The 24,042-nt window shown below is 56.8% G+C and carries 18 protein-coding genes and 1 tRNA gene; 8 read left to right on the forward strand and 11 right to left on the reverse strand.

Annotated features, from left to right (window positions below; all coding sequences use genetic code 11):
• Positions 1-60 precede the first annotated feature (60 nt).
• Complete coding sequence (locus H6G53_RS07885; RefSeq protein ID WP_190531880.1) at positions 61-870, forward strand: DUF362 domain-containing protein; 810 nt, start codon at positions 61-63, stop codon at positions 868-870.
• Here the strand turns inward: H6G53_RS07885 and H6G53_RS07890 are convergent.
• Positions 867-1,313 (reverse strand): DUF6636 domain-containing protein, encoded by a 447-nt coding sequence (locus tag H6G53_RS07890; protein WP_190527535.1) that lies wholly within the window; start codon positions 1,311-1,313, stop codon positions 867-869. The genes H6G53_RS07885 and H6G53_RS07890 overlap by 4 nt on opposite strands.
• Before the next feature lie 175 nt (positions 1,314-1,488).
• Between H6G53_RS07890 and H6G53_RS07895 the strand changes: the two genes are divergently transcribed.
• Together H6G53_RS07895 and H6G53_RS07900 are read left to right on the forward strand one after the other, a co-directional pair.
• A complete protein-coding gene (locus H6G53_RS07895; RefSeq protein ID WP_099534355.1) occupies positions 1,489-1,875 on the forward strand; it encodes a hypothetical protein in 387 nt (128 codons plus the stop codon).
• A gap of 77 nt (positions 1,876-1,952) precedes the next feature.
• Positions 1,953-2,246, forward strand: a complete 294-nt coding sequence (locus H6G53_RS07900) for a DUF3288 family protein (protein ID WP_099534356.1) — start codon at positions 1,953-1,955, stop codon at positions 2,244-2,246.
• 348 nt (positions 2,247-2,594) lie between these two features.
• Here H6G53_RS07900 and H6G53_RS07905 read toward each other — a convergent pair whose 3' ends face one another.
• The 5 genes from H6G53_RS07905 to H6G53_RS07925 all read right to left on the reverse strand — a co-directional run bounded on the left by H6G53_RS07905 (position 2,595) and on the right by H6G53_RS07925 (position 8,679).
• Positions 2,595-3,299, reverse strand: coding sequence for a phycobilisome rod-core linker polypeptide (locus H6G53_RS07905; RefSeq protein WP_190531882.1), 705 nt, complete (start codon positions 3,297-3,299; stop codon positions 2,595-2,597).
• A gap of 677 nt (positions 3,300-3,976) precedes the next feature.
• Positions 3,977-4,837: a DUF6671 family protein gene (locus H6G53_RS07910; RefSeq protein WP_190531884.1), complete on the reverse strand. Its 861-nt coding sequence runs from the start codon at positions 4,835-4,837 to the stop codon at positions 3,977-3,979.
• 30 nt (positions 4,838-4,867) lie between these two features.
• Positions 4,868-5,983 (reverse strand): calcium/proton exchanger, encoded by a 1,116-nt coding sequence (gene cax, locus H6G53_RS07915; RefSeq protein ID WP_190527541.1) that lies wholly within the window; start codon positions 5,981-5,983, stop codon positions 4,868-4,870.
• A 60-nt stretch (positions 5,984-6,043) separates the two neighbouring features.
• Positions 6,044-7,699 (reverse strand): Ig-like domain-containing protein, encoded by a 1,656-nt coding sequence (locus H6G53_RS07920; protein ID WP_190531886.1) that lies wholly within the window; start codon positions 7,697-7,699, stop codon positions 6,044-6,046.
• A 149-nt stretch (positions 7,700-7,848) separates the two neighbouring features.
• Complete coding sequence (locus H6G53_RS07925; protein ID WP_199309175.1) at positions 7,849-8,679, reverse strand: TIGR03943 family protein; 831 nt, start codon at positions 8,677-8,679, stop codon at positions 7,849-7,851.
• Positions 8,680-9,242: 563 nt separating this feature from the next.
• Between H6G53_RS07925 and H6G53_RS07930 the strand changes: the two genes are divergently transcribed.
• Positions 9,243-9,815 carry a DUF4214 domain-containing protein gene (locus H6G53_RS07930; RefSeq protein ID WP_190531888.1) on the forward strand — a complete coding sequence of 191 codons (573 nt, stop codon included), beginning with the start codon at positions 9,243-9,245 and terminating at the stop codon, positions 9,813-9,815.
• Between the two features lie 105 nt (positions 9,816-9,920).
• Complete coding sequence (locus H6G53_RS07935; protein WP_099534363.1) at positions 9,921-10,613, forward strand: calcium-binding protein; 693 nt, start codon at positions 9,921-9,923, stop codon at positions 10,611-10,613.
• Positions 10,614-10,807: 194 nt separating this feature from the next.
• On the opposite strand, the gene H6G53_RS07940 is transcribed toward H6G53_RS07935, so the two are convergent.
• The 4 genes from H6G53_RS07940 to H6G53_RS07955 form a co-directional block, all read right to left on the reverse strand.
• Positions 10,808-10,884, reverse strand: a tRNA-Met gene (locus H6G53_RS07940).
• 212 nt (positions 10,885-11,096) lie between these two features.
• Positions 11,097-13,307 carry a DNA polymerase III subunit gamma/tau gene (locus H6G53_RS07945; RefSeq protein ID WP_190531889.1) on the reverse strand — a complete coding sequence of 737 codons (2,211 nt, stop codon included), beginning with the start codon at positions 13,305-13,307 and terminating at the stop codon, positions 11,097-11,099.
• Positions 13,308-13,778: 471 nt separating this feature from the next.
• Positions 13,779-15,692 carry a tetratricopeptide repeat-containing protein gene (locus tag H6G53_RS07950; RefSeq protein WP_190531891.1) on the reverse strand — a complete coding sequence of 638 codons (1,914 nt, stop codon included), beginning with the start codon at positions 15,690-15,692 and terminating at the stop codon, positions 13,779-13,781.
• The gene (locus H6G53_RS07955) at positions 15,689-17,011 is read right to left on the reverse strand and encodes a P-loop NTPase fold protein (protein ID WP_190531893.1); all 1,323 of its coding nucleotides are present in this window, start codon (positions 17,009-17,011) and stop codon (positions 15,689-15,691) included. The genes H6G53_RS07950 and H6G53_RS07955 overlap by 4 nt, the downstream gene beginning before the upstream one ends.
• Positions 17,012-17,340: 329 nt before the next feature.
• On the opposite strand from H6G53_RS07955, the gene H6G53_RS07960 reads away from it, so the two are divergent.
• Both H6G53_RS07960 and radC read left to right on the forward strand, forming a co-directional pair.
• Positions 17,341-20,025: a DUF3536 domain-containing protein gene (locus H6G53_RS07960; RefSeq protein WP_190531895.1), complete on the forward strand. Its 2,685-nt coding sequence runs from the start codon at positions 17,341-17,343 to the stop codon at positions 20,023-20,025.
• Positions 20,026-20,215: 190 nt separating this feature from the next.
• Positions 20,216-20,947 (forward strand): DNA repair protein RadC, encoded by a 732-nt coding sequence (gene radC, locus H6G53_RS07965; RefSeq protein ID WP_190531897.1) that lies wholly within the window; start codon positions 20,216-20,218, stop codon positions 20,945-20,947.
• Positions 20,948-20,957: 10 nt separating this feature from the next.
• On the opposite strand, the gene H6G53_RS07970 is transcribed toward radC, so the two are convergent.
• A complete protein-coding gene (locus H6G53_RS07970; RefSeq protein ID WP_190531899.1) occupies positions 20,958-22,145 on the reverse strand; it encodes a GNAT family N-acetyltransferase in 1,188 nt (395 codons plus the stop codon).
• A 628-nt stretch (positions 22,146-22,773) separates the two neighbouring features.
• On the opposite strand from H6G53_RS07970, the gene H6G53_RS07975 reads away from it, so the two are divergent.
• Positions 22,774-24,033: an S-layer homology domain-containing protein gene (locus H6G53_RS07975; RefSeq protein ID WP_190531901.1), complete on the forward strand. Its 1,260-nt coding sequence runs from the start codon at positions 22,774-22,776 to the stop codon at positions 24,031-24,033.
• Positions 24,034-24,042: the final 9 nt, after the last annotated feature.

Genomic DNA, 24,042 nt, shown 5'->3' on the forward strand with positions numbered 1-24,042 from the left:
TGGGCCGGCAAGCCACCTAGCCCAACGATTCCATCACGATCGCTTCGTCCCCCTTTCTCCATGACTGCCACCCTTTCCCCCACCATCCCGCCCACGGCCGTTGTGGCCAGCGAGGCTTGGAGCTATCAACCCCCTGCCGAGGCGATCGGGGCACAGCGAATTTTGGTGAAACCCAACTTGGGCTATCCCGTGGGGCCACCGGTCACCGTGGGCGATCGAGTCTTGGCCACTGTTTTGCAAACCTTGCGATCGGTTGCTCCCCAAGCGGAAATCCTGATTGTGGAAGGTGTGTGCTCGCCGGTTTCCCTCGCAGAAATTGCCCAGCGGCGTGGTCTGCATCGGTTATTGGATCAGGGCATGACCCTGGTTGATGCAGACAGCCTGCCCTTGGCGGAATACGAGAATCAATCGCCCTTACCCGTGCGCTTTCGTTCCATGTGGGCCCCGGCCCTGTTGCGGGAGGTGGACTGTCGAATCTCGATCGGGGCCCTCAAACGCACCCATTTGAAAGAGGCTCCCCTCATTTCCGCCTCCCTTAAAAATCTCTACGGTCTCTTTCCGCGCGATCGCTACAAAGCACGCAGCCCCCACTCCCGTGGCCAGCTCCATCGCCCCTCTGTGCCGCAGGTTTTACAGGATGTTTATTTCTGCATTGGCCATCTGTTTAACGGGGCGGTGGTGGATGGCACGGTCAAATATTTCAGCCCCGACTATCGACCCGATCAAGGGCAAACCCTACCGCTCGATCGGGTCTTTTTTGGCAGTGATTTAATTGCAGTCGATCGGCTCGCTTGCCAAACCGGCCAAGAACCGCTGCCCGATTATTTAGCCGCCATCGATCGGCTTAGAACCCAAAGGGATATCCCCTAGATTTTTCGCCAGCGTTCTCGACTCAAGAACATGCCCCGACCATTCCGAGCACGGCAGGTTAAACCGGTGGTTTTGGCTTCGCAACGAAATCCATTTCGCTCCCAAACCTGGTTGTAATTCAATCGAGGATATGGGCCCGCGATCGTGTCTCCCACACAAAGCACCTCGGTCTGGCCGTTGGCATTCAGCAAGATTTCATGACCCCAATCCAAATTACAATCGGCGGGCTGCGGGGGCAGTGGCCGCAACCCCGACTGCACATGACAGCGCAAATAGCCCTGGCCGCCATCCATCCAAGAGCCACAGATAATGTTACCGCTGGGTAACACAAACCCTTGAATCCCGGAATCAGCCTGCATAGGATGAACCTGAACCGTGCCCCAACTGAGGCCAGCCACCGCCGCCGGAATTAACCATCGAGAAAGTCGCGCAAGAGAATCCATCAGTTTCTACAGTTCCTAATGCCTTTTGCCCTGTTCTCATCGCGAGCCAAGTAACAGCCGTTGGGCCGTTTCGCCGCAACACAACCCGATGCTAGCCGATGGGGAACAATGAGGAAATGTATATTACGCTACAAACCGGGTATAATACCGAGCACCATGAGTGACCCCAAGCCCTATGTTTACTGATCTGCTGCCATTGTCTCTGCATGTGGATGCAGCCCTTTTGGCAAGTTCAGGCCTGTGGTCACTCGCTCTCTATTTGGCGTTGCCGGCCGTGAGCGATCGGCTGATGGATCTCTTGATTCGCTGGTTTGATTTTGCCGAGCGATCGCTCTATTTTTCCACGGAAGAATTTGAAAAAACTCGGACTGTTCGCGAATCCCAAAACGCTTTTTATGCCTCCATTTTCAGTGTCATTCCCTTTCTCGGGTTTGGCTTTTTGGTGCATTTGTTCTTGTCCCAGGCGATCGGAACAGTGGCCACACTGGGTCTCTCAGGCTTAGCCAGCGCCACGGCCGGCGTTTGGGAAACGATGAAGCCGAAAAACAGCAACCAGAAGTAAGGTCAAAATAAGAGAGAAAACAGAGAGAAAGACAAGTTAAAAGTAAATAAAAATAAAAACGTAAAAATAAAAAATAATTGAACATGAAACAGCAAGATCAACAACACCCACAAGAAATGGTCGATCGCAACTTGGTGCAAGCCATTTTGACCAGCGATCCCACCGATTTTTATGTTTGTGAATTAGCCAGGTTACGAATTCGCTATCGCAACTTTCCGGGAGCCAGACAAATTCAAGCCGACCTGGACAAAGCCCTCAGCCGCTGGGGGTTTGATGAGGAATCGCTCTATCAAAAAACTCGCGAATTGCACGCCCAAGGCAATATTTATCAGGTCAATAGCCGTCGTCGCGATGAAGAAGATTGGAGTTAAAACCTCATCAATTGGGCTGTCAATACCTGTCAATACAAGGGTGTCTGAAAAGCCTAAATTGCTACCTTACGGGTCTGACCAAACAACAAAGACAAGGGGCTTAAGCCCCTTGCCCCAACGACGGTTCGTGCTTGATCCGCGTTAAAAAATACCTTGTAGACATCCTCTAATTCAGTCTTGATCAGCAATTGCAATCTGAAAATCTAAAAAACTGCCTCGGGAGAGCACGGAAAACTCCCGAAGCAGCATCTGGGTCGTCTGGCTTTGCTCACAGAATCCTAGGCTGCATTGAGCCGAGTTGATCTGTAAGGGAAGGATTGATCTACATCCACAAAAAAGGGAACCGGCTTAGGCCGCGCTGCTTCCGATCGTCACAGAGAACAGCAACAACGCCGCAATCAAGAGCGACATGCCCGCCAACAAACCGATCGCCGTGGGCCAATCGGCCTGGCGCATAAAGGTTTCCCAATTGAACAAACCAAACTGCACATCCATGGGTTTTGGCAAGCGATCGCGATAATCTTCGCCATAGCGAGCCGTGTGCGCAAAGGTTACTGCACCGCTCGATCGCTGAGGCAAAATCCGCCGCCGTTGATAGGGAACCGTGTCCCGTCCAAAGTGGGTTTGATATTCCTCGCTGTTGAGCAACGAGTCAATGAAGCCATTCAAACCTTCGGTGGCCAAAACGATCGACCAAGACAGTTTTTCCCGATCGTTATAAACCTCGCGACCCAAAATTCGCTGCACACACATCTGCACAAAGCGATAATTATTATTGGTGTCGTAATTGCGCGTGCGAAACACTTCGGAAGTGGCCAGGCCGCGAATGAAGTCTTGCACCGAAATTTGACCGCAACGCAGTTGAGATTCCAGCGCCAAAAGACGGCTGCTGGCCGTTAGCTGTTGCTCATTAAAAATTTGCCGATAGGCCGCGCGAGTCACCTCATCAATCTCATTGGTGATGAGACGCAAACCACCTTGATTGGCAACTTCAAAACCATCCACTCGCTGGTTTTGAGAAGTCAGGGGGTAATCCAGAAGGGGAAGTGCCATAAACCAATCACTCTTTCAGTTTCAATTCCGGATTTATAGAAGCTCGGTGGCTCCTGGTTGGAAGCCAAAGCCGAAGCCAAAGCTGAAGCCAAATTTTTGGAATCTGCTCAGTTTTGCTGAAGAACTGCTCTGGAAATTGGAATCAAAAGATTGTTCAGTCCAGAGCAGATTGGCACTAGCAGGGAAGGAGATTTTAAAGAAGGCAACTGAATAGATTAATCCATCAAATTGCCAACAATGTTGAACAACATTCTTCTGAGGTTTAAACCACAACCTGCTTCAGCATAGGTTAGGGCATGAGTAATTAAGCTTAGTCATTTGAGAAAAGTAGGATTCCGCAATTCTTCTCAACTCCAAAGGCGGTTTTTTGCAAGTATTTGTAAGGTTTTCTCAGAGATTGAAGATTCAATAAATTTGATCTTCTTTGGAAATTGCAAAATCTCAATCGGTTTACGCTTAATTTGTGCTTGATCGCCAATGATTCTGTTCTCGATCGCCTGTTAATCCAAAATCCCTGAAAATGAGAGTATGTAAAAAAATGTAATCTCCATGAGGAGCGATCGAACCCATCCAGGGCCGGTTTTGCAGTCCCCGATCGATTGCTGGAGCTTTTGATTTGGCTGTTGATTTTGGTTCCGAGCTTTGAGCCGGTTTTTGAGGCCCTGGTTTTTGAGGCCCTAAGGATTGCAGAAGGGGCAGTAGGTGGGATCCGCAGTGGTTTCGCCTTGGGGAAAGGGATCGTCCTGTTGGTGGCCACAGCGATCGCAAATGGAGCGATGCAGGCGAATGAGCGACGTGGGCAGCCCACATTCACCACAGGGCAACCCCGGCAGCCGCTGCGTGACCCAAAACCCCGGCCAGTGACAAACGGGACAGGTCGATCGCGCCTTGGCCACCAGGTTTTCCGTGGCTTGGGCAATCACCTGCATTCGCGTGGGGTTATGCATGGCTCGCATATCCGTTTCCACCCACAGGGAGCCATCGGGCGATCGGGTCAGGGCCTCGGTGACGGCCGCCGCCAGAGCCGAGCGATCGCGCAGGCCCTTCGTCACCCCCTGCAGGTTTTGGGGTTCGCCCCAACCCACCACCAGACCGTGATCGGGAAAACCAATGGTTTCAGCAAATTTTTCCACTTCCGCCCAACTGCGAACCCGTCCTTGGCGATAGTTGGTTTTTAGGGAAATGGCCTCACCGACCAACTCCAGCCCCAGGGATTGATCAATCAGCAGCACCAATTCCCGGTTAGCCGCCGCGAAGGGAACGCTGGGATGGGGGCCAAAGGAACCTTCACTGGCTAGGGCGATCGACCCACCGGTTAGCGCCAAGGCCGCCAGGGCCTTAGCCCGAGCCGTGGCAAGCTGATCGCCGGGTCGATCAACTTCTCGGGTAAAAGTGCCAAACCGATCCGTATCCAGTTCCGACGGCACGATCGAGCGCAGGCCCCAGGCTTGCTCCAAAATCGGCGCAATCACCTGTTCCTTGCCATGCATCGTGGCGATCGTGATGGTTTCCCCTTCCCAAGCGTCCGTCAGGTTCATTGTTCCCCAAAAACCGATGCCCTCAAGTTCCTAACTGGCAATTGTGGGGTGGAAGAAGAAGGCCAAACCCAGCACCAAATAGGCCGCCAACAACAGCAACCCCTCCAGCCAATTGGATTCCCCGTCGGAGCTGATGGAGTTGGCGATCAACACCGAAACGGCCACGGCCACCAGCTCAAAGGGTTGGAAGTTCAAATCCATGGGTTGCCCAAAAAACCAACCGGCAATCACCAACACCGGAGCCACAAACAGGGCAATTTGCAAGCTGGAACCCATGGCCACCGAAACGGACAAGTCCATTTTGTTTTTCATGGCCACGGTGACGGCGGTGGCGTGCTCTGCTGCGTTGCCAATAATCGGCAACAAAATCACCCCGGTGAACAGTTCCGTCAGTCCCAACTGTTCGGTGGCCGTTTCCAGGGAATGCACCAACAATTCCGACTCGATCGCCACAAAAATCGTGGCCGCCAACAACACCCCCACCCAGAGGGGCAGGTTTGGCCGGTGCGCTTCCCCTTCGCCGGCCGATTCGTCGCTGGCTTCCGGATCGGGCACGTCCCCTTCTGCCACGGCCACATCGTAGAGATAGCTGTGGGTTTTCATGGAAAACAGCAGGGTCATCACATAGACCAAAATCAAGACCACCGCCACCGCTGTCGAAAGCTTTTGCAAGACGCTCTCGGCAATGCCCACGGAGGTGAAGTTCACCGCTGTGGGTAGCAGCATGGCAATCACGGCCAGGTTCATGGACGAGGCATTCATGCGGGCAATGACGGGCTGGAAGGTTTGCTCCTTAAAGCGCAAGCCACCCAACAACATCGACAGCCCCATGACCAACAACAGGTTGCCGATGATGGAACCGGTCAAGCTGGCTTTCACAACGCCAACGTAGCCCTCTTTGAGCGCAACCAAGGCCACAATCAATTCGGTGGCGTTTCCAAAGGTGGCGTTCAGCAATCCCCCCAGGGAGGGGCCGACCAGCCCGGCGAGTTCTTCGGTGGCATGGCCCATCCAGGCGGCGAGGGGCACGATCGCCAAGCAAGCGGTGATGAACACCACCAGCGGACTCCAGTGCAACCATTCCGCCGCGATCGAGACGGGAATAAACCCCAAAAGGATGAGGAAGACGAGATCTTTTTTGCTCATTCTTTTTTGTGTTTGTTTGCTTTTTGCGTTTTCTGCTGGGGGTTAATCAACGGACTTCGGTTAGGGGAGCCAGCGAGGACGGGCCCCAGGCAGTGGTAACGCCTGCGGGGTCAATTTGGCAAAGGTTCCATCGGGATTTTGGGCCACGGGCAACAACCAAAGTTGGCTGTGCTCGATTTTATTGCCATCACTGGCTTCGGGTCGGCGGGAAACTTCGGGGTCGGTGGTCGATCGATCCGCACGGTTGCCCCGTCCTGATTCCCGATCGTCCTGGGTGGTTTCTTCTTCGCTTGCTTCGGACTGATCGGACTGATTGGACTGATCAGCGCGATCGTCCTTGGCCTTTGCCTTGGTGTCGATTTGGTCAAACAACAGGGCTGCACCATCCGGCGATAGATCAAGGGCAATATCGAGCTGCTCCGGCAACAGCAACAGGGGCGACAGGGCCTTGGTTTTTAGGTCAAAGGCTCCGATATAGGGCTGTTCGCGGTAGTTTTCATCCTCAACCCGTTGGGTAACCAAGGCGTAGAGCACACGGTTATCGGGGGTGAATTCAGCGCGCAAAATTGATCCTTGAATTCGGGCCAGTTCCGTTTCGCCGCTGGGGGTGACCACAAAGAGCGATCGGGTAAAGTCACCGTTGAATTTCACCAGGGCCGCCGCTGAACCGTCGCTGGCAAATCCCAACACGGTTCCAAACTTGGGCAAAAAGTCCAGGGGTTGAATTTCCCGCCGGTAGCGATCGTTGTTGCCCGTGTCAGCTTTGGGCAGGGGCAAAATGGCCACCCCCTGCCCCTGGGTAATGGCGATCGATTGGCTGTCGGGCGTAATCACAAACTCGCCGCCGCCCTGGCTCTCCAGCTTTTGGGGCGTTTGCCGATCGCGCAGCAGCCACAGACTGACATTGCTGGCATTTTTGCGCTCCGCCCGTTGCACCAGGGCCGCCGAACCGTCGGGGGCCAAGTCAAATTTCAAGTTTTGATAATCCCGGTTATCCAAGACTGGCATCACCTCGCCAGCCGGTTCGGGCGCTTGGTTGGTGACGCTCAAGCCTGTGGTGACCGTATAAAACTGCTGTTCGAGCAGGCTGGGGCTGTCGGTTTTTTCCAGGGTGCTGGTTTCGGTGGCAGAAAACAGGATCCGATCACGGTTGGGATAGGGCTTGAAGTCGTTCACCAACAGGTTCGGCGGGGTGAGGATGGTTTTCCGCTGCTGGGTCAGTTCATACAGGATCAGGCGGCCGGCTTCCTCGCCTTCGGTGCCAATGTAAGCAAAAACCCGATCGCGCGATCGAAATGCCGCCGAGAAGGACTCCGCCGGTTTGCTGTCTTCGCGGGTGTCGCGGGCCCCGGCTCCCAACTGGAGCTGAAAGCTAGTGCCATAGGGCGCTGGGCGATCGAGCGTGAAGGCCATGCGAGTTCCGGCCCAGCTAACTTTCCCTTCCAGAGGAGGATCCAGTTTTAAATTAGCCTCCACACTGTCTCGATTCATCGGCCGATTGAAGGCCAACACAAAGGCGCGATCGTCCGCTCCAATGGTGCGATCGGCCCATGAGAAATCGCGCACCCGCGCCGCCGATCGATCGCCCAGCACCAACAAAGCCGCGATCGCCACCACCAAAGCCGCGATCACCAGCCAGGCGGCTCGGTCAATGGGTTGCCATTGGGGATTGCCCTTGGGGCTGTTTTGCCATCGATGTTGCACGGATCGCCACATACCCAATCAGAAATTCCTCAGTTGATTGCACCGGATTGCGCCGGATTGCGCCTTTGCTTCCGCCCGATCGCCCCTAAAAATTACGCCCAAGAGTCATGCCCAAAAGTCACGCCCAAGGGTCACGCCCAAGGGTCATGCCCAAAACTCATCTAGAACTCATAGGGATTTTTGGGAACCGGAATCGGGCGCATCGTTTGTGGCGCAATGCTCAACACTCGCTCGCCCTTGATTTCATCCACCGCCATTCGCCCCTGAATTTCTAGCCAAGTATCAGGGGGATAGTCCGGCATATTGGCCGGCCGGCGCACGGGCAGCCCGATCGGGTAAGCATCCGCCGCACAGCAGGTGATCGTAAACCGCGAAATCCAAAACACATCTGCCGGATAGCCCTCCACCTTGGTGACAAAACCGCTGATGTTCACCGGTTGGTTTCGGTAGGCTTCCGGTTCGGGATAAACCTCCAAAGTCCGCACCCACTCAATCAGCGATCGCTGTTCCGGGCGCTTGTTGCTGCGAAAGGCCTTGGGCGCACGGGCGATCGCGGTGGTGGGGTCGCCAATGCCCCGTTGCAAAGCTTTGTGGCTGGTGAGGGGCTGCGGCGCAATCCAAAACCCCCCGATCGCCGCCAACAGCAATAACAGCGTTGCCCACCCCTTGGGCAGCAAACTGATGTGTTGTTCTGAGTCAGGATCCGCCGCCAACGACAATCGCCGCCGCAACAACCGCCCAGATTGCACCAAATTAATCGCCAGACTGGCCGCCGCCATCAGCAACAAAAACCCCGTGACCACCACCAAGCCGTGATAGGCGGGATGGATCAGCAGGGCCAAGCGGCCACCGTGCCAGTAGTGCAACATCAGCGCTCCCCACGCTGCGATCGCTGCCACATCGACCCAAGGCAGCCAGTTCGATCGACTTGGTTGTGACAACACGGCCGAAGCAGCTCCCATTGGAGCCGTCGCGTTAAGGAATGGCTTCATTGTACGGGGTGGTTTTGACCCCAACCTAGCGTTCCCGTGGTCATGCTGCCCCTCAAATGCCCAGTGAATCAGCTTTTCAGCCCCCTGCGGCCTCCATTCTGAGCCAACGACCACCGGAAGATTCAGAAGGGGCGCGAGACGGCCCCACGGCCCAAAAAGTTCCGAGGGCAAGACAATGCAACAAGCGGCTAAAACCCACCCAAATTCGGCTGCTGTCCCCTTTACCGTTAAACACAGGCTTGATCGTTTATGGCTGGTTTTGTTGATAGTTACATGAGTCGTTTTGCTAATGCTTTTTCGGGTGACTGCTTGGAGAGCTTCATGAATAGTTTGGAAAATTTCATGAATCATTCCATGCTGTTTCACTGATGTTAATGCCACCAGAAAAAATCCAAAAAAATCCCTGCAATTCCTGAATTCCGTCCCCAGAGCCGAGAGACTCAGCCTGGAGGTTTGTGGCTAATTTAGAGGGATGCCAAACAATCAAAAAACAGTTCATCCATCGTGACATCTCCCCAGGAGACACAATGGAGGCTCAACCATTCAATCAGGAGATGATTCCTATGAACCGTTCTGTGAACCGCACCTGTACTGCATTGGCAGCATTTTTGTTAGGGTTAGGAGTGGCCCATGGGGGCGCGATCGAGCCAGCCATGGCCCAAAGTTCCTGCCGCTGGGAAGGGGGCCAGTTGCGCTGTGATGATGGCAGCCGATCGGACAGCGATCGCAACCGGAATCGAGACCGCGATCGGGATGATTATCGCTACTACGATCGCAACGAAGAACGGTATCGCGACGACTACGACAACGATCGCAACAACTATCGAGGCGATCGACAGGACTTGGAAGATCGGATCGATCGGCTCTATCGCGAAGTGTTGGGCCGGCCCGCCGATCGCAACGGACTGCGTACCTATGTGGATCGGGTGCGCGATCGCAACTGGTCACTGCAACGGGTGCGGGACGAATTAGCCAACAGCCGCGAGGCCGAATCCGCCATCGATCGCGCCTATCAAGAAATTTTGGGTCGCCGGGCCGACAGCCGAGGAATGCGCACCTACCTCGAACGGCTGCGGGGAGGCTGGTCAATCCAGCGCGTTCGGGAAGCCCTCATGAACAGCCGCGAGCGGCGATAACACCCAGCTCAGCTCCACTTGCCCGGGTCATCTCGGCATTGCTGGACGGTTCCTAACCCATTCCTAAAGACCACCCATTCCTGAACAGAGGACAGATTCTTCACCATGGCTCGGACGGATATTGACTATCTCGATCTCACCAACAACAGCGAAACCATCTCCCTCGCAGCCGGCCAGCAGGGCCGCCTGGGTGTGCGGGCCCTCGCAGGCAACGACTACATCAACGGTTCCAGCGACAACGACACCCTCTATGGCAACAGCGACAACGACACCCTGATCGGCAACGAAGGCAGCGATGTGCTCTTTGGGGGCCAGGGCTTTGATTTTGTGATTGGTCGCGATGGGGATGACCTGCTCACGGGCAACCTGGGCAACGACCAACTAGAAGGCGGCGCAGGACGCGATACCCTCCGTGGCGGTCGCGACAACGATATTCTCTACGGCCAAGAGGGTGATGATCTGCTGGCCGGCGACTTGGGCATCGACACCCTAATCGGCGGCACTGGGCGCGATACCTTCGTTCTGGCGGTTGATGATGCCACCACAACCATTGCGAACGCCGATGTGATTGTGGATTTCGACTTCAACGGTGGAGATTTCATCGCGATCAGTCGTCAGGTAGACCTATTTTTTGATAATTCCCTCGACTATTCGCGGATTGTGGGTTTTGGCAGTCCCGATGTGAAGGATGTGTTGATTCGTGTGGGCGGAGCCGTGGGGCCAATCATTGGAGTTGTGGTGGATGCGACTGATCGCCAAGTGGCCCAAGCCTTTGCCGAAGGGCCACGGGTTCTGTAGCCCGCTGCCAATTGGGGGCTGATCAAAGGGTTGATCAATTCGTTGCTACGGCGATCGCACCAAAATCTGGCGATCGCACTAAACTAAAAGCGCCCCGCTACGAATCTGTGGCGGGGCGGTCTTTAGGGTTTCAGATTTCGAGACTTTTGAGGGGTCTCTTCTTCAGTTCGCTCTGACTTGATGTTCAGATGATTTGGTGGCGGGGAGCGGATTTGAACCACTGACCTTCGGGTTATGAGCCCGACGAGCTACCAGACTGCTCTACCCCGCGGCGCGAATTCAAATATAACCGGAAGCCCTAGAAAAAGCAACTACTTTCTGAAAATTTTCTCCCGCGCCACCCACAAGGGCGCAAAGGGGGGCTGAAAAAGCTGAAAAAACGTTGAGCGAACGGTTTGAGCAAACGGTTCAACCAGACCCAGCCTTAGCCGCGATCGGCTCCATCCGCCCACCGGTCAACTGAGCGATCGCCCCAACCGCCGGTCAAAACATGTCGAGATCGTCTACCTGCACAATTTCGCCATTGAACAATTGCGCCAAGCTGCGGGCACTGCGGGCCACCAAGTCATCGGGCTCCGGTGGCGGGGGTGGCCCCGCTGGCGAAGGGGGCGAAACGGATTGGGGAGATGCGGCGGGGGGCAGTTGGGGCGATCGCACAGGGCGATCGGGGGCGAGGGGCCGGGCCGGGGCCGGCAGGGGATTCGCAGCGGGAGCTGTGGGCAACAGGGCTGGGGATGCGGTGGGCGGGGGAGCCACCCTAGTCGCGATCCCACCAAACCCGCCCGCCGTTGGGTTCGCGGCCGTAGTCGGCATCGGATTCGGGTTCCGGGCTGGGCTCGGGGGCGGGGGGGGCGTTCCCCTGGGTGGATTTTTTGGGAAGGACGCGGGCGCGCTGGTCTGGGGGGGCATCACCACATTGGCCCGAATCGCAACCGTGACGCTCCGTTGCAGGTGCTGCTGAAAGGCCGTTTCGATCGCCTTGGTGCGGGACTCAAACTTGGCAACCCAACTGGGCGGAATCCCCACGACGGCGTTTTGACCATCAAAGGACAGCAGTTGCCCCATCTGCGACAACATCATCTTGGTGGCCGGGGGTTGCACATGTGCCAAGGTCGCTTGCCACAGTTGATCCAGCTCCGCAGAAGCGGGAACCGGCGCGATCGGGCTGGGTTCCGGTGCAAAGGTTTCATCGGGCCCAGCGCTGACCGGGGCCGGCTCGGGAACGGGAGTGGGCACGGGGGCCGGTTGGGAAACAGCGGCCACCGGAGCGATCGCCGCCGGAACCGTTGTTACGCTTGGGGGAGTTGCGGTGGGGGTGCTTGTTGCGATCGGGGCTGGAGCCACACCTCCCATGGACTGCAACAAACCAATCAACTGCATCAGCGCGGCTGGATTCGTTTGGGCCCATTGGGTCACGCCCTGGGCAAATTGGGCGATCGCCCCCGAATCTAGCCCCAACTGGGCCAACAGAGTCGAGAGCGGATCGCTCGACGCAGGAACCGCAACGGGCGCGATCGGGGCCGGCACAGGAGCCGGAAGCGCGATCGGGGCGATCGGGCGAGGCGGCATCGGAGCCACCGACCCAACAGCCCCTACCGAAGCCACCGCCCCCGGCAACAGCCCCATCAAAGTCACCTCCAACCACAACCGAGGCTGGGTGGAGTTTTTCAGTAGCGATTCGCCGGTTTTGAGGTACTGCTGCCCATGCAAGATCCAGCTCAGTTCCTGACTGCGGGCAAATTCACAGAGTTGCTGCCAAGTTGGCTCCGTCAGGGCCACCAAATCACCCCGATCGGGCGCAGTCTTCGCAATCAGCAGATCTCGATAGAAACTCGCCAAATTTTGCAGCACGATCGTCGGTTCCCGCCCCCGATCCATCAGCCGCCGCAAACAATCCACCGCCCCTTCCGCATCACCCGCCGCCAAACTGGACACCAAAGCCAGCAAATCTCGCTCCGGCACAGCCCCCACCAGATCCCAAACGGCCTCCACCGTCACCCCCGTGGGAACCAGGCTTAGTTGATCCAGCAGGCTTTCCGCATCGCGCAAGCCCCCCTGTGCAATTTGGGCCACCAGGGTCAACGCTTCCGGCACAATCTCGATCGACTCCTGTTGGGCGATCGTCCCCAAGTGGCTCACCATGTCCACCAGGGGAATCCGCCGAAAGTCAAATCGCTGACAACGAGAAATAATCGTCGGCAAAACCCGCTGCGGATCCGTCGTGGCCAACACAAACACCACGTGGGCCGGCGGTTCCTCCAGGGTTTTCAGCAGCGCATTGAACGCCGCGCCCGACAGCATATGCACCTCGTCCAGCACATAAACCTTGTAGCGGCATTGCACCGGGGCAAATTGGGCCCGCTCAATCAGCTCCCGGATGTTGTCAACCCCCGTATTGCTGGCTGCGTCAATTTCCACCACATCCAGCGCCCGCCCCTGCGTAATTTCCACGCAAGTTTGGCAATGGCCGCAGGGTTCCGCCGTGGGCCCCTCACTGCTCAGGCAGTTGAGCGATTTCGCCAAAATCCGAGCGCTGGAGGTTTTGCCCGTTCCCCGAGGCCCCGCAAACAGGTAAGCCGGCGCAATTCGATTCTGCTGAAGCGCGTTGGTCAGCGTTTGGGCGATCGCCTGTTGGCCCACCAAGTCGGCAAACCGTTGTGGGCGATATTTGTGGTGCAGCGGTTCGTAGGGCATGGCTAGGAGCGGGTCAATGAAGCGACCAGACAGCCATCTTATAAAACAACCGCTGTGAAAATCGCCTCCTGCCAGATTCCGTCCCCTGTGGCAATGGTGGGAGAAGCGACGTTCAACCGCTGACGGTCTCAGGGTTTGGCTTGGGCGCTCTCCTCATCGCTTGACACGAATCGACCCTCGGAGATCTTGCGGATCGAAGGGCGCATGGCGATGTGGCCCCACAAGAATCGATTTTCCCACGCCAGGTAGGGGCGTACCGTTGTACGCCCTCCAACCGGGTCGATCGCTTGACACGAATCGACCCTCGGAGATCTTGCGTATCGGAGGGCGCATGGCGATGTGGCCCCACAAGAATCGATTTTCCCGCGCCGGTAGGGGCGTACCGCTGTACGCCCTCCGCCAGGATTGATCGCCTGAACCGAATTGGTTTGCGGAGATCTTGCGTATCGGAGGGCGCATGGCGATGCGCCCCTACGGATTGGGTAGGGTGGTGAGTTGTTGTAGGAGGGATTGGGTGAGGGGGTGGTCGGAGAGTTCGGCGGTGCGATCGGCTTTGATGACTTGTTTCAAGAAGGCTCGAAATTGTTCTTGAGCCTTTTGAGTGTCAGGATGCCCATCACCCAAACTTCGACTGAATACGTCTAAGCAGCAAAGGTATCCAGGCTCTGCAAGCTCAAATTTTTGTTGTGCACGGTGTAAGTCTGCTAAACCCCAAACCGTTATAGCGGTGTCGGGATGGTCGGCTCCCAGCAATCGCTCATAGATTTCCAGCGATCGCCGGTAGAGGGGTTCCGCCGCCTCGTACCGTCTCTGGGAATAGTAGAGTAATGCCAAGTTGTTGAGGCTTTGGGCAGTGTCGGGATGGTCGGCTCCCAGCACTCGCTCACGGATTTCCAGCGATCGCCGGAAGAGGGGTTCCGCTGCCTCGTACTGTCCCTGGGATTCATAGAGTCCTGCCAAGTTGTTGAGGCTGGTGGCGGTGAAGGGATGGTCGGCTCCCAGCAATCGCTCACGGATTTCCAGCGATCGCCGGTAGAGGGGTTCCGCTGCCTCGTACCGTCCCTGAGATTCGTAGAGTGCTGCCAAGTTGTTGAGGCTTTGGGCAGTGTTGGGATGGTCGGCTCTCAGTACTCGCTCACGGATTTCCAGTGATCGCTGGTAGAGGAGTTCTGCTGCCTCGTATCGTCCCTGGTAATGGTAAAGTTCTGCCAAGTTGTTGAGGCTGGTGGCGGTGAAGGGATGGTCGGCTCCCAGCACTCGCTCATAGATTTCCAGCGATCGCCGGTAGAGGGGTTCCGCGGCCTCGTAACGTCCCTGGCATGAGTAGAGTAATGCCAAGTCATTGAGGCTGTCGGCAGTGGCGGGATGGTCGGCTCCCAGCACTCGCTCACGGATTTCCAGCGATCGCCGGAAGAGGGGTTCGGCTTCAGGATAGCGTCCCTGCGACCAGTAGAGTCCTGCCAAGTTGTTAAGGCTTTCGGCAGTGTGGGCATGGTCGGCTCCCAGGACTTGCTCTCGGATCGCCAGCGATCGCCGGTAGAGGGGTTCCGCTGCCTCGTAACGTCCCTGGCATGAGTAGAGTAATGCCAAGTTGTTCAGGCTGAGGGCCAGGTTTTCCGATGGTTCCTGGGTGTCGTAAATAGCGATCGCCCGTTGGAAATAGTCCTCAGCGGGGATCGCTTCCCCCGTCCCCCGGCCTGCTTTGTAGCGATCGGCATAGCGATCGCCCAACTGTCGCAGCAGATCCGCCACGGCCAGGCTGGTCGGCCCCAATTCAGCTTCGGCAGCAGCTAAAGAAGCTTCTAGATCGGCGATTGATAGCCCCACCGGATCGGCACTGTCCGAGGGCAGCGACTCAAGGCGATCGGGACGGATCTCTGATGAAGTAGCCGCTTCCTGAGCCACCACCGCAAACAAAAACACGCCATCCCGCCAGCTCCAAAAGTCCGGTGCTTTTCTCGGCAACTCTGGCCAGACCTGTGATGGCAACCACAAAACAATCGGGAGCGCCAACTCCCGCAAGGCTTCCCGCGTCCATTGCAAATAGCCCAGGAACTTCTCGATCGGCTCGGGGCCCGTCAGCCCCAACGACTCCGCCCCCACCACCGTCACCAGGCTGGGCAACGCCGACCCCGCCTCCGCCAAGGCCAGGCTGACGGCACGGTGCAAGCTGGGGTCTTGGGCATCCAGCCGGGCCCGCAGGGGTTGCGCCTGGCCCGCCAACTCGGATTCGTAGCGCTCAATCCAGGCCAACCGTTGGCGATCGTGGTCGCACCGAGCCAACAAAACCTGCAATTGCCCCAGTCCCATTTCCAAGGAGGCAACGAGGCGATCGTAGGTGCGATCGTTTTCGGGGGTGATTTCTGGGCGATCGTCAGGGTTCATCCGCCAATCCGCTGCTCAATTCGCAACTGATCAATCAACAAAGGATGCACATCGTACCAACTTTCTTTGTTGCGATATTCGATCACATACAAGCTGTGCAAGAGATTCAAAAACTCATCGGCTTTTGGATCATCGGGCTGATAGTTGAAATAGGTTTGCTCCAGAATTTCGCGATCAGATTTGCCAAGGGTAATCGACATTTCATTGCGGAGCGAATCCAACGCCTCTTGCAAAATGGTCTGATCGATTTGAGCTTGGCTAATGTCTGCACCCCGCCGTTGTTGCACACGCAACTCCACCCGCATCAGGCGACAACATTCCTTGGCAATCCGAATCAATTCCCGATTGACTCCGCCACTATAAAGCACAATTTTTTCAGCAACTCCCTCGGCAAACAGGTCTGGCACGACCCGGCGATGGAGAATCTGCAATAGCGTTTGGAACTTATCGGGCACGGGCTGCCCATCGGGCCGGTGACTATCGTTTTTGGCAAACAACTTCAGCACGGGCATCACATAGATATTGGTGCTGGTTTCGGTTTCCAGATGGCTTTTGAGGCGCGTGTCCCGAATGGTGGCGATCGGGATTGTGTAGATCACAATGAAGTTTGGCTCTAGGAGCGACTTCAAATTGCGGTAGAAAATCTCATCAATTTGCGTCAACTCTAGTTTGTCTAGATCATCAATAATCGCCAGAATGGGTTGACCGCTAGCCAGCCGAATTTCGGTAGCAATGTTATTGATCGTATCAATTAGATCACGCAGATCCTTGGAAAATTCAGTTTTGATTTCCTCCCGCATTTTGGCATCGGTCTTCAGCTTGGTTTTGAGCAAGCCAAATAGATCGAAGCCCACTTCTGCCTCGCCACTCACTGATGCTTCTTCAATGTGGGTGCGGGTTTTAAACCAGTTGCGAAAGGCGTTGATCTTGCTGGGGGAAATCGCGATTTTCTCGGCTTCTGCCTTGGCCATCAACTGCACGGCCATGGTGAACAAAATATTGATGTGATTGATTGAGTAGCTTTCAATCAAATCAGCAATTGAGAAAAAGACGGTGAAGTAGCGATCGCGCAGCATCTTGGCAAATTCCGCCAGCACCGTCGATTTGCCGCAGCCGCGATGGCCCGCAAAGATGAATTGATTGTCTGACTCGGTGCTGTCTTCCACGAGCTGCTCCAGTTCCGCCAAGCAGCGATCGTTGTAGCTCACCCCAAAGTTTTTCCAATCTTGGTCGGCCACCAGGGGTTGAAGCTGCAAGTTTTGGAAGGCTTTTTGGAAGGCCTCGGAACGGGCAAGGCTGGCCGAAGATGCTTCAGACATGGGAAACCACAGACGAAATAACGGGCGAGAGACCGGGCGATCTGCCCTTGGGTTAATCACCCCAGCCGATGGGGGCGATCGTCGCCATTGTGCCACAGGGGTGCTGGTCAGAATTAGCCTGCTTTATCCTCACCATGGGCTTGGGTCAATCATAGCCCGCACCGGTTGCTGAGTTCTTGCGGGCGCTTGGGCAGGGGATCAGCGGCCGCCAACCGATCGCCGAAGACGGAACCATGGGACAAATCGATCGAGATTTTGCGGAAGATCGGCGCTTGTGTTAAACCGCTAGAGGGTTAATCAACCGGAAATTGGCGCTTAGGAGCTTGGGGATGGCAAAACGATCGAACGAAGGCACCGTCGCAGCCCCCGTTTCGCCAATGCCCGATCGCCCCGCTTCTGGGGTTTATGTGGTAGTGCATGGGCATTTTTATCAACCCCCGCGCGAAAATCCCTATTTGGAGGCGATCGTGCGGCAGCCCAGCGCAGCCCCTTGCCACGATTGGAATGAGCGGGTTTATCGGGAATGCTATCGACCCAATGCCTTCGCCCGAATTTTTAATGATTCGGGGGCGATCGTGGGGTTGGTGAACAATTTTGAGTGGATGAGCTTTAACGCGGGGCCAACGCTGCTGAGCTGGTTGGAGCGGTTTGACCCGGCCACCTATGCCCGAATTTTGGAGGGCGATCGCCTGAGCGCGGCTCGGCTGGGGGGCCATGGCAACGCGATCGCCCAGGTCTATAACCACATCATCATGCCCCTGGCCAATCGGCGGGATAAGCAAACCCAGGTGCGATGGGGCGTGGCGGATTTTCGATCGCGCTTTGGTCGATCGCCCGAAGGCATTTGGTTGGCGGAAACAGCCGTGGATTACGCCACCCTTGATGTGCTCATCGACGAGGGCATTAAATTTGTGATTTTTGCCCCATCCCAGGCCCAGCGCTGCCGACCGCTGCCCACGGAAGCCGATCCGGAGCCGGATTGGGTGGATGTGGGATCGGGGCAAATTGACCCCACTCGGTCTTATCGGTGTTTTGTGCCTAAGGGAGGGGAACCGGAGCCAATCGACCCGGCAGCGCCTTCGGATCCGGCGGCCACCTTGGCCCGCGATCGCTACATTGATCTGTTTTTTTACGATGGGCCAATTTCCGGCGACATGGGTTTTGGGGATGTGCTGACCAGTGCCGCTTCCTTTGCCGATCGGTTGGGATCGGCGGTGCGGGCCGATCGCCCCAGCCAGGTCATTTCCGTGGCCACCGACGGGGAAACCTTTGGTCACCACAAGCGCGATAAGGAAAAGTGCTTGGCCTATGCCCTCAGCATGGAGTTTCCGGGGCGAGGCTGGTGTACCACCAATTTTGCCCATTACCTAAGCCTGCACCCGCCGGAGTGGGAGGTGGCCATGAAGCCGGTGACGGCCTGGAGCTGCTCCCACGGGGTCGATCGCTGGCAGGATGATTGCGGTTGTGGCGGCGGCGGCGGCTGGCATCAGCGCTGGCGGCGACCGTTGCGGGACAGTTTGAACTATTTGCGCGATCGACTGGTGGCGGTGTTTGAACGCTATGCCACACCACTGCTGCGGGATCCTTGGCAGGCCCGCGATGAATATATTGAGTTGGTTTTGGATCGATCGCCCGATCGGATGACAGCATTTTTGGAACGTCATCGGGCCCGCCCCCTGTCAGCCCAGGAGCGAATCGATGCCCTGCGGTTGCTGGAAATGCAGCGCCATGCCCTGTTGATGTTCACCAGTTGCGGCTGGTTTTTTGAGGAAATCTCTCGCCCGGAAGGGGTGCAGATTTTGCGCTATGCCAGCCGGGCGATCGAGCTGGCGGCCGAAGTGGCCGGCGTGAATTTGGAGCCGGACTTTGTGGCCCAACTGGCAGCGGCCCCTAGCAACGTGCCGGAATTTGGCGACGGGGCGGAGGTTTATCGACAGTTGGTTTTGGATGATCATGTCAGTTTTGAGCAGGTGGTGGCGGCCCACGCGATCGGCTCTTTGATTCCCAACCAACCACGCCAAAGCCGAGCCTATTGCTACACGATCGAACAGCAGGATTACCAACTGCAACGGCTGGGATCCCTGGCTTTGGCCGTGGGCGAGTTGGTGGTGACTTCGGATATTGCGGGCGAGTCTGCCCATTTTGTCTTTGGAGCCTTGCACTTGGGCGGTTGGGATTTTCACTGTTGTGTGCAGCCGTTCCAAGGCCGATTAGCCTACAGCAAGCTGAAGGAGCGGCTGTTTGCGGCGTTGGAGTCTGCCAGTGCGGCCCAGGTGGTCTTGGCCCTGAGTGCCACCATGGGCGGCCAGTCCCGGGGATTTGCCTTGGCGGATCTCTGTGCGGAGGATCGCGATCGGCTGATGCGGGTGCTGGTACAGGAAACAACGGCAAGGCTGGATACGCTGTACGATCGCGCCTATCGTGACAACTGCGGGATCATGACCCGGTTCTATCGAGATGCGCTGCCGGTTCCCCGCGAATTACAGGTGGCGGCGGAGTTGGCCTTGGGTCAGCGGGTGTTGGCCTTGGTGCAGCGGTTGGCCGGCGAGTTGGAAACTTGGCCCTTGGCAGCGATCGAGGCCGGGCCGGGAACGCTAACGGAGTTGGAAGCGGTGGCCGCCGAAGCCCAGCGCCTCCACTGTCAATTGGATGGGCTGGAAATTGCCCCTTGGATTACGCGGGCGATCGGGCGGTTGCTGGAACGGGCATTGGGCTTGGTGGAAACGGAACTGAGCGGGCATCCTGCCGCTGACCCAGAACAGTCCCTGGGCGGGTTCCGGGTGGCTGTGGATGCGATCGAGCGACTCACCAGCCTCAGCCGATCGCTTCAACTCACCTTAGATCTAGATTTGGTGCAGGAGCGGCTCTTTTTCTGGTGGCAGGGTTCCATGGCCGCCGCGCCCTTGGATGATCGGTGGTTGGGCTGTTTGGGGGATTTGGGGCAGGCCCTGGCCGTGCGGCTGCGACCGGGCCCCTACAGTAATTTGCTGATCGATCGTCCCCGATCATCTTGAGCCAATTGGCAGCAATCTGAATCGATCAGGGGCAATCCGAGGCGATCGCCCCAAGTCTAATCCCGTCGGGCAGCCGTGCATCCTAACCCGGATCGCAAAAATCTCGGAAATACCGGAGATATCAGAGGTCTATTCTGCTTTTGTGGCGGCGGTTTTCAGTATCATAAAGGGCGGTCAAAATGTCAGCCCTATGACCTACAACCCTCGGATTCAGGATCTACCCGCCACAGAACGCCCCCGGGAGCGGTTGGCAGCCTTTGGCCCCCGCAGCCTCTCGAATGCGGAACTGTTGGCCATTTTGTTGGGCACGGGCCAAGGGCCGGGCAAGCTCTCGGCCGTGGGGTTGGGGCAACTGATTTTGCAAACCTTGGGGGGCGATCGCCAGGATCCGCTAGCCGTCCTGCGCGATGCATCCTTGGCGGAACTGACCCAAATTCACGGGGTGGGGGATGCCAAGGCGACGGCAATTTTGGCGGCAGTGGAGTTGGGCAAGCGGATTTTGCAAACCCGACCGCTCGATCGGGCCGTGATTGACACCCCAGCCGCCGCCGCCGCTGCCCTCAGTCAGGATTTGATGTGGCAACCGCAGGAACGGTTTGCCCTGTTGTTGTTAGATTCCAAAAATCGACTCCTAGCCACCCAAGTCCTGACGATCGGGACGGAAACCCAAACCCTGGCCCATCCTCGCGATATTTTTCGGGAGCTGATTCGTCAGGGCGCTGCCGCCTGCATTGTGGCTCACAATCACCCCTCGGGCGACCTAACCCCCAGTCCTGAGGATTTGACCCTCACGGAGCAGCTTTTGGCAGGGGCCCATTTTCTGGAACTGCCGCTGTTGGATCATTTGGTGGTGGGCTATGGGGAATTTCGCAGCCTGCGCGAGACCACCGATCTTTGGGCCGCCTATCCCGCCATGGGCTAAGGGGGCTAGCTCAAGGTTGGGCGGGTGGCTCCGGCGTTTCGGGATTCTCCGGGGGATCTTCCGGCGGGTCAAAGGTGGGCCCATCCCAAGCACTCGACCAATAGACCCGACCGCCGCCGGTCATTGGTTTGGCCGGTTGCCAGCCGTTCAGCATCTCTTGCAGAGCATCCAAAGAGATCGATCGAGTCTCCCGCAGCTTGTGCCAAACCGATCGCGACAGCAGCAAGGAATGCTCAAATCGCTCGGCCCCAATACTTTCCAGATAGGCTTCCCGCTCCGGCTGGTAGTCCGCAGAAGCCAGCAAGAGGGGCAAATCGGGATTGAGCGATCGGGTAATCCGCGCCATTTGGGCCATCAACTCGGGATAGAGCCAGGTATAGGCCGGATGCACGGTTAACTCCGCCCGGTGGGGCAGCGCTGCATATCGGTGCGATCGCACTTGGAAATAGCCGATCGCGGCCTTCCGTTGGGGTTCAAACACATAACCCATCGTGGTTTCCAGCCCATCCATCCGCTGCCGGGTGTCCGCCAGGGCCGCCAACCAATCCGCCTTGAAGTCATCCACGCGCAAATCAAAGGTCTGGCGCACATGGGGGGGCATGGCCGCCGTATCCAGTTGATACAGCAAGGGCGCATCGGCATTCCCCACCGGCATCAGGTTGGGCAAGTCCGGTTCCCGCTCCGCCAGGGCTGTGAGGGCGGCCGGCGGAATAGACCAATAGGTTAACTGGGCGATCGGCTGGAATCCGTTTTGGCGATAGAGCGCCAGGGCATCTTTGCCATGCACATTCACCTCCAGCATCCAGGTGCGTGCTTCCCAAATGGTTTCAAAGCAGTAGCGCAACAGCTCGGAGCCGATGCCCTGGCTGCGACATTCCGGCATCACAGCCACCTGCTTCACACGCCAAGTGCTGCGCGATCGATTCACGGGCATCACTGCGATCGCCCCGCAAACCCGCCGATCGCGCTCGGCCACGCTGGCCCGTAACCGTCGCTGGCTGGGGGCCAGCATCTCCATCAGTGCCGATAAGCCATACCAAGTGCGCAGCCGCGGCCAATCCACCCCTGCCGTTTCCAGGGGGCTTCCTAGCCCGTCAAAGTCCGCTGAGTCCGCCGCAAGCTGGGCGATCGCATCCAAATCGCGATATTGGGCCCCTCGCAGGACAAGATCGGCATTTTGAGGCAAAAAAGCAGGCATCGCGCAGCCGCTCCCACATGGCAGGTTGCTCCTACTGTAGCGGTTTTGATTCCCAGGTGGGGTAACCGTTGGCGAATCCCGATCGTCAATCCCAAACGCCAGTGCTGCGATCGGGGCTAGGGCCTTAATTTTCGGGTGAGTAATTCAGCCCCTTCCTTAACCGCTATTCAAGCCGTTGGATTGATTATTTTCGATTTTGCACTTTCGGTTTCTGATTCAAGAATCGCCTGATTCTTTATTCGTCAACATTCCAATTTTCAGTGATTAACATCCAAATTCTTAATTGTCACAAGCTTTCAAAACCAGGAAATTCAACACCCTGATTCGTTGCTTCAAGTAGTTGCAAACCTGACAGATTGATAACTGGCCCACCCCAGGAAACCAACCGAGAACCGCAGTTGTCTGATAAAGCAACTGAGAAGGAAAACCTCGGAATTCAATCGGGTTTGGGAATTTTGAAATACTCGGCTCCGTCAAGATTTGCCAGTTTTTCAACTGTCCATCCCTCCGATCTCCGGATTTTAAACCCCTTTTCAGAAGTATGCAAAGAAGCGCACAGAATGCTTCTCTCAGAATTTTTCAGGGGATTCTTGATCGGGTTCCCCCTCGCTCCTCAGGATTTAAAACCATGCTGAATCGCAATCGCTGGAAAGCCGCCGCCGCTCTGTTGATGACCTTCGGAATGAACGTCACCACCATCACCCCGATGCTGGTTGCCCCTCTGGCTGCCCCTGCTCCGGCCGTGGCCCAAACCATTTCATTCCCTGATGTACCTGCCAATCATTGGGCCAGTGATTACATCCGCGCGCTGGTTTCTCAAAACATTTTGGCGGGTTTTCCCGATGGCACTTTTCGCCCCGATGCACCGGTCACGCGGGCAGAATTTTCAGCCATGTTACGCAAGGTTTATCAACGGGGCAGCATCCGCAGCGCGATCAATTTTGTAGATGTGCCCAGCAGCCATTGGGCCTATGATGCCATTCGCCGCGCCTATGAAATGGGCTTTGTTTCTGGTTATCCCGATGGCATCTTTTTGCCGGAACAAAACATTCCGCGTGAGCAGGTTTTGGTGGCGTTGGCAAATGGTTTGAACTATCAAGCAGCGGCTCCCACGGAACAGGTTTTAGGCAACTTTGCGGATAGTGGGGCCATTTCCAATTTTGCCCGCGGCCCGATCGCGGCAGCCACTGAAAAACGGATGGTGGTGAACTATCCGAACGTCAGCTATTTGAACCCTGGACGCAATGCCACCCGAGCGGAAGTGGCGGCTTTTCTCTACCAAGCCTTGACCAGTGAAGGGCGAGTGGCGGCTCTGAGTTCGCCTTATATTGCCAATGCTCAAACCGTGGCCACCAACTATCGGATTGCGGCGGGCACATCCCTGCCTGTGAGCTACATGAAGGAAAAAATCCTGCTGATGCCGGATGAAACCTTGCCGGTGACTTTTAATGTGCGCAACAACATCACCACCACCACGGGCCAGGTGTTGATTCCGGCGGGCAGCCAAGTGAAGGGAAATCTGCGGCCGGCCGGCGACAAGGCGACACAGTTTGTGGCGCAGGAAATTGTGATGCCCGATGGTTCAACGCGCTCCCTGAAGGCCACGTCCAGTGTGATTACAACGACGGAAACGGTGCGCAAGGGGGCTGATTTGGGTCGGTTGCTGAAGAATACGGCGATCGGGACGGCGGCGGCGGCGGCCATCTCGGCGGTGACGGGCGATCGGGCGATCGCCACGGAAGAGTTGCTGATCGGTGCGGGTGGCGGTGCGCTCTTGAGCCTAATCGAGCGGTTCTTGGGTCGCAACAGCATCGATGTGCTGGTGGTGCAACCGGAAACGAATCTGAACCTGACCCTCACGGATGATTTTGTGGTGGCGGCTCGCTAGGCGGGAAGT

This window comes from Limnothrix sp. FACHB-406 (genome assembly GCF_014698235.1).
Lineage (GTDB): Bacteria > Cyanobacteriota > Cyanobacteriia > CACIAM-69d > CACIAM-69d > CACIAM-69d.

Bases quoted from the DNA above. Each gene is read 5' to 3' on its own strand.
- H6G53_RS07885 (WP_190531880.1), top strand. From the start codon at position 61: ATGACTGCCACCCTTTCCCCCACCATCCCGCCCACGGCCGTTGTGGCC.
- H6G53_RS07890 (WP_190527535.1), bottom strand. From the start codon at position 1,313: ATGGATTCTCTTGCGCGACTTTCTCGATGGTTAATTCCGGCGGCGGTG.
- H6G53_RS07895 (WP_099534355.1), top strand. From the start codon at position 1,489: ATGTTTACTGATCTGCTGCCATTGTCTCTGCATGTGGATGCAGCCCTT.
- H6G53_RS07905 (WP_190531882.1), bottom strand. From the start codon at position 3,299: ATGGCACTTCCCCTTCTGGATTACCCCCTGACTTCTCAAAACCAGCGA.
- H6G53_RS07910 (WP_190531884.1), bottom strand. From the start codon at position 4,837: ATGAACCTGACGGACGCTTGGGAAGGGGAAACCATCACGATCGCCACG.
- cax (WP_190527541.1), bottom strand. From the start codon at position 5,983: ATGAGCAAAAAAGATCTCGTCTTCCTCATCCTTTTGGGGTTTATTCCC.
- H6G53_RS07920 (WP_190531886.1), bottom strand. From the start codon at position 7,699: ATGTGGCGATCCGTGCAACATCGATGGCAAAACAGCCCCAAGGGCAAT.
- H6G53_RS07925 (WP_199309175.1), bottom strand. From the start codon at position 8,679: ATGAAGCCATTCCTTAACGCGACGGCTCCAATGGGAGCTGCTTCGGCC.
- H6G53_RS07930 (WP_190531888.1), top strand. From the start codon at position 9,243: ATGAACCGTTCTGTGAACCGCACCTGTACTGCATTGGCAGCATTTTTG.
- H6G53_RS07935 (WP_099534363.1), top strand. From the start codon at position 9,921: ATGGCTCGGACGGATATTGACTATCTCGATCTCACCAACAACAGCGAA.
- H6G53_RS07945 (WP_190531889.1), bottom strand. From the start codon at position 13,307: ATGCCCTACGAACCGCTGCACCACAAATATCGCCCACAACGGTTTGCC.
- H6G53_RS07950 (WP_190531891.1), bottom strand. From the start codon at position 15,692: ATGAACCCTGACGATCGCCCAGAAATCACCCCCGAAAACGATCGCACC.
- H6G53_RS07955 (WP_190531893.1), bottom strand. From the start codon at position 17,011: ATGTCTGAAGCATCTTCGGCCAGCCTTGCCCGTTCCGAGGCCTTCCAA.
- H6G53_RS07960 (WP_190531895.1), top strand. From the start codon at position 17,341: ATGGCAAAACGATCGAACGAAGGCACCGTCGCAGCCCCCGTTTCGCCA.
- radC (WP_190531897.1), top strand. From the start codon at position 20,216: ATGACCTACAACCCTCGGATTCAGGATCTACCCGCCACAGAACGCCCC.
- H6G53_RS07970 (WP_190531899.1), bottom strand. From the start codon at position 22,145: ATGCCTGCTTTTTTGCCTCAAAATGCCGATCTTGTCCTGCGAGGGGCC.
- H6G53_RS07975 (WP_190531901.1), top strand. From the start codon at position 22,774: ATGCTGAATCGCAATCGCTGGAAAGCCGCCGCCGCTCTGTTGATGACC.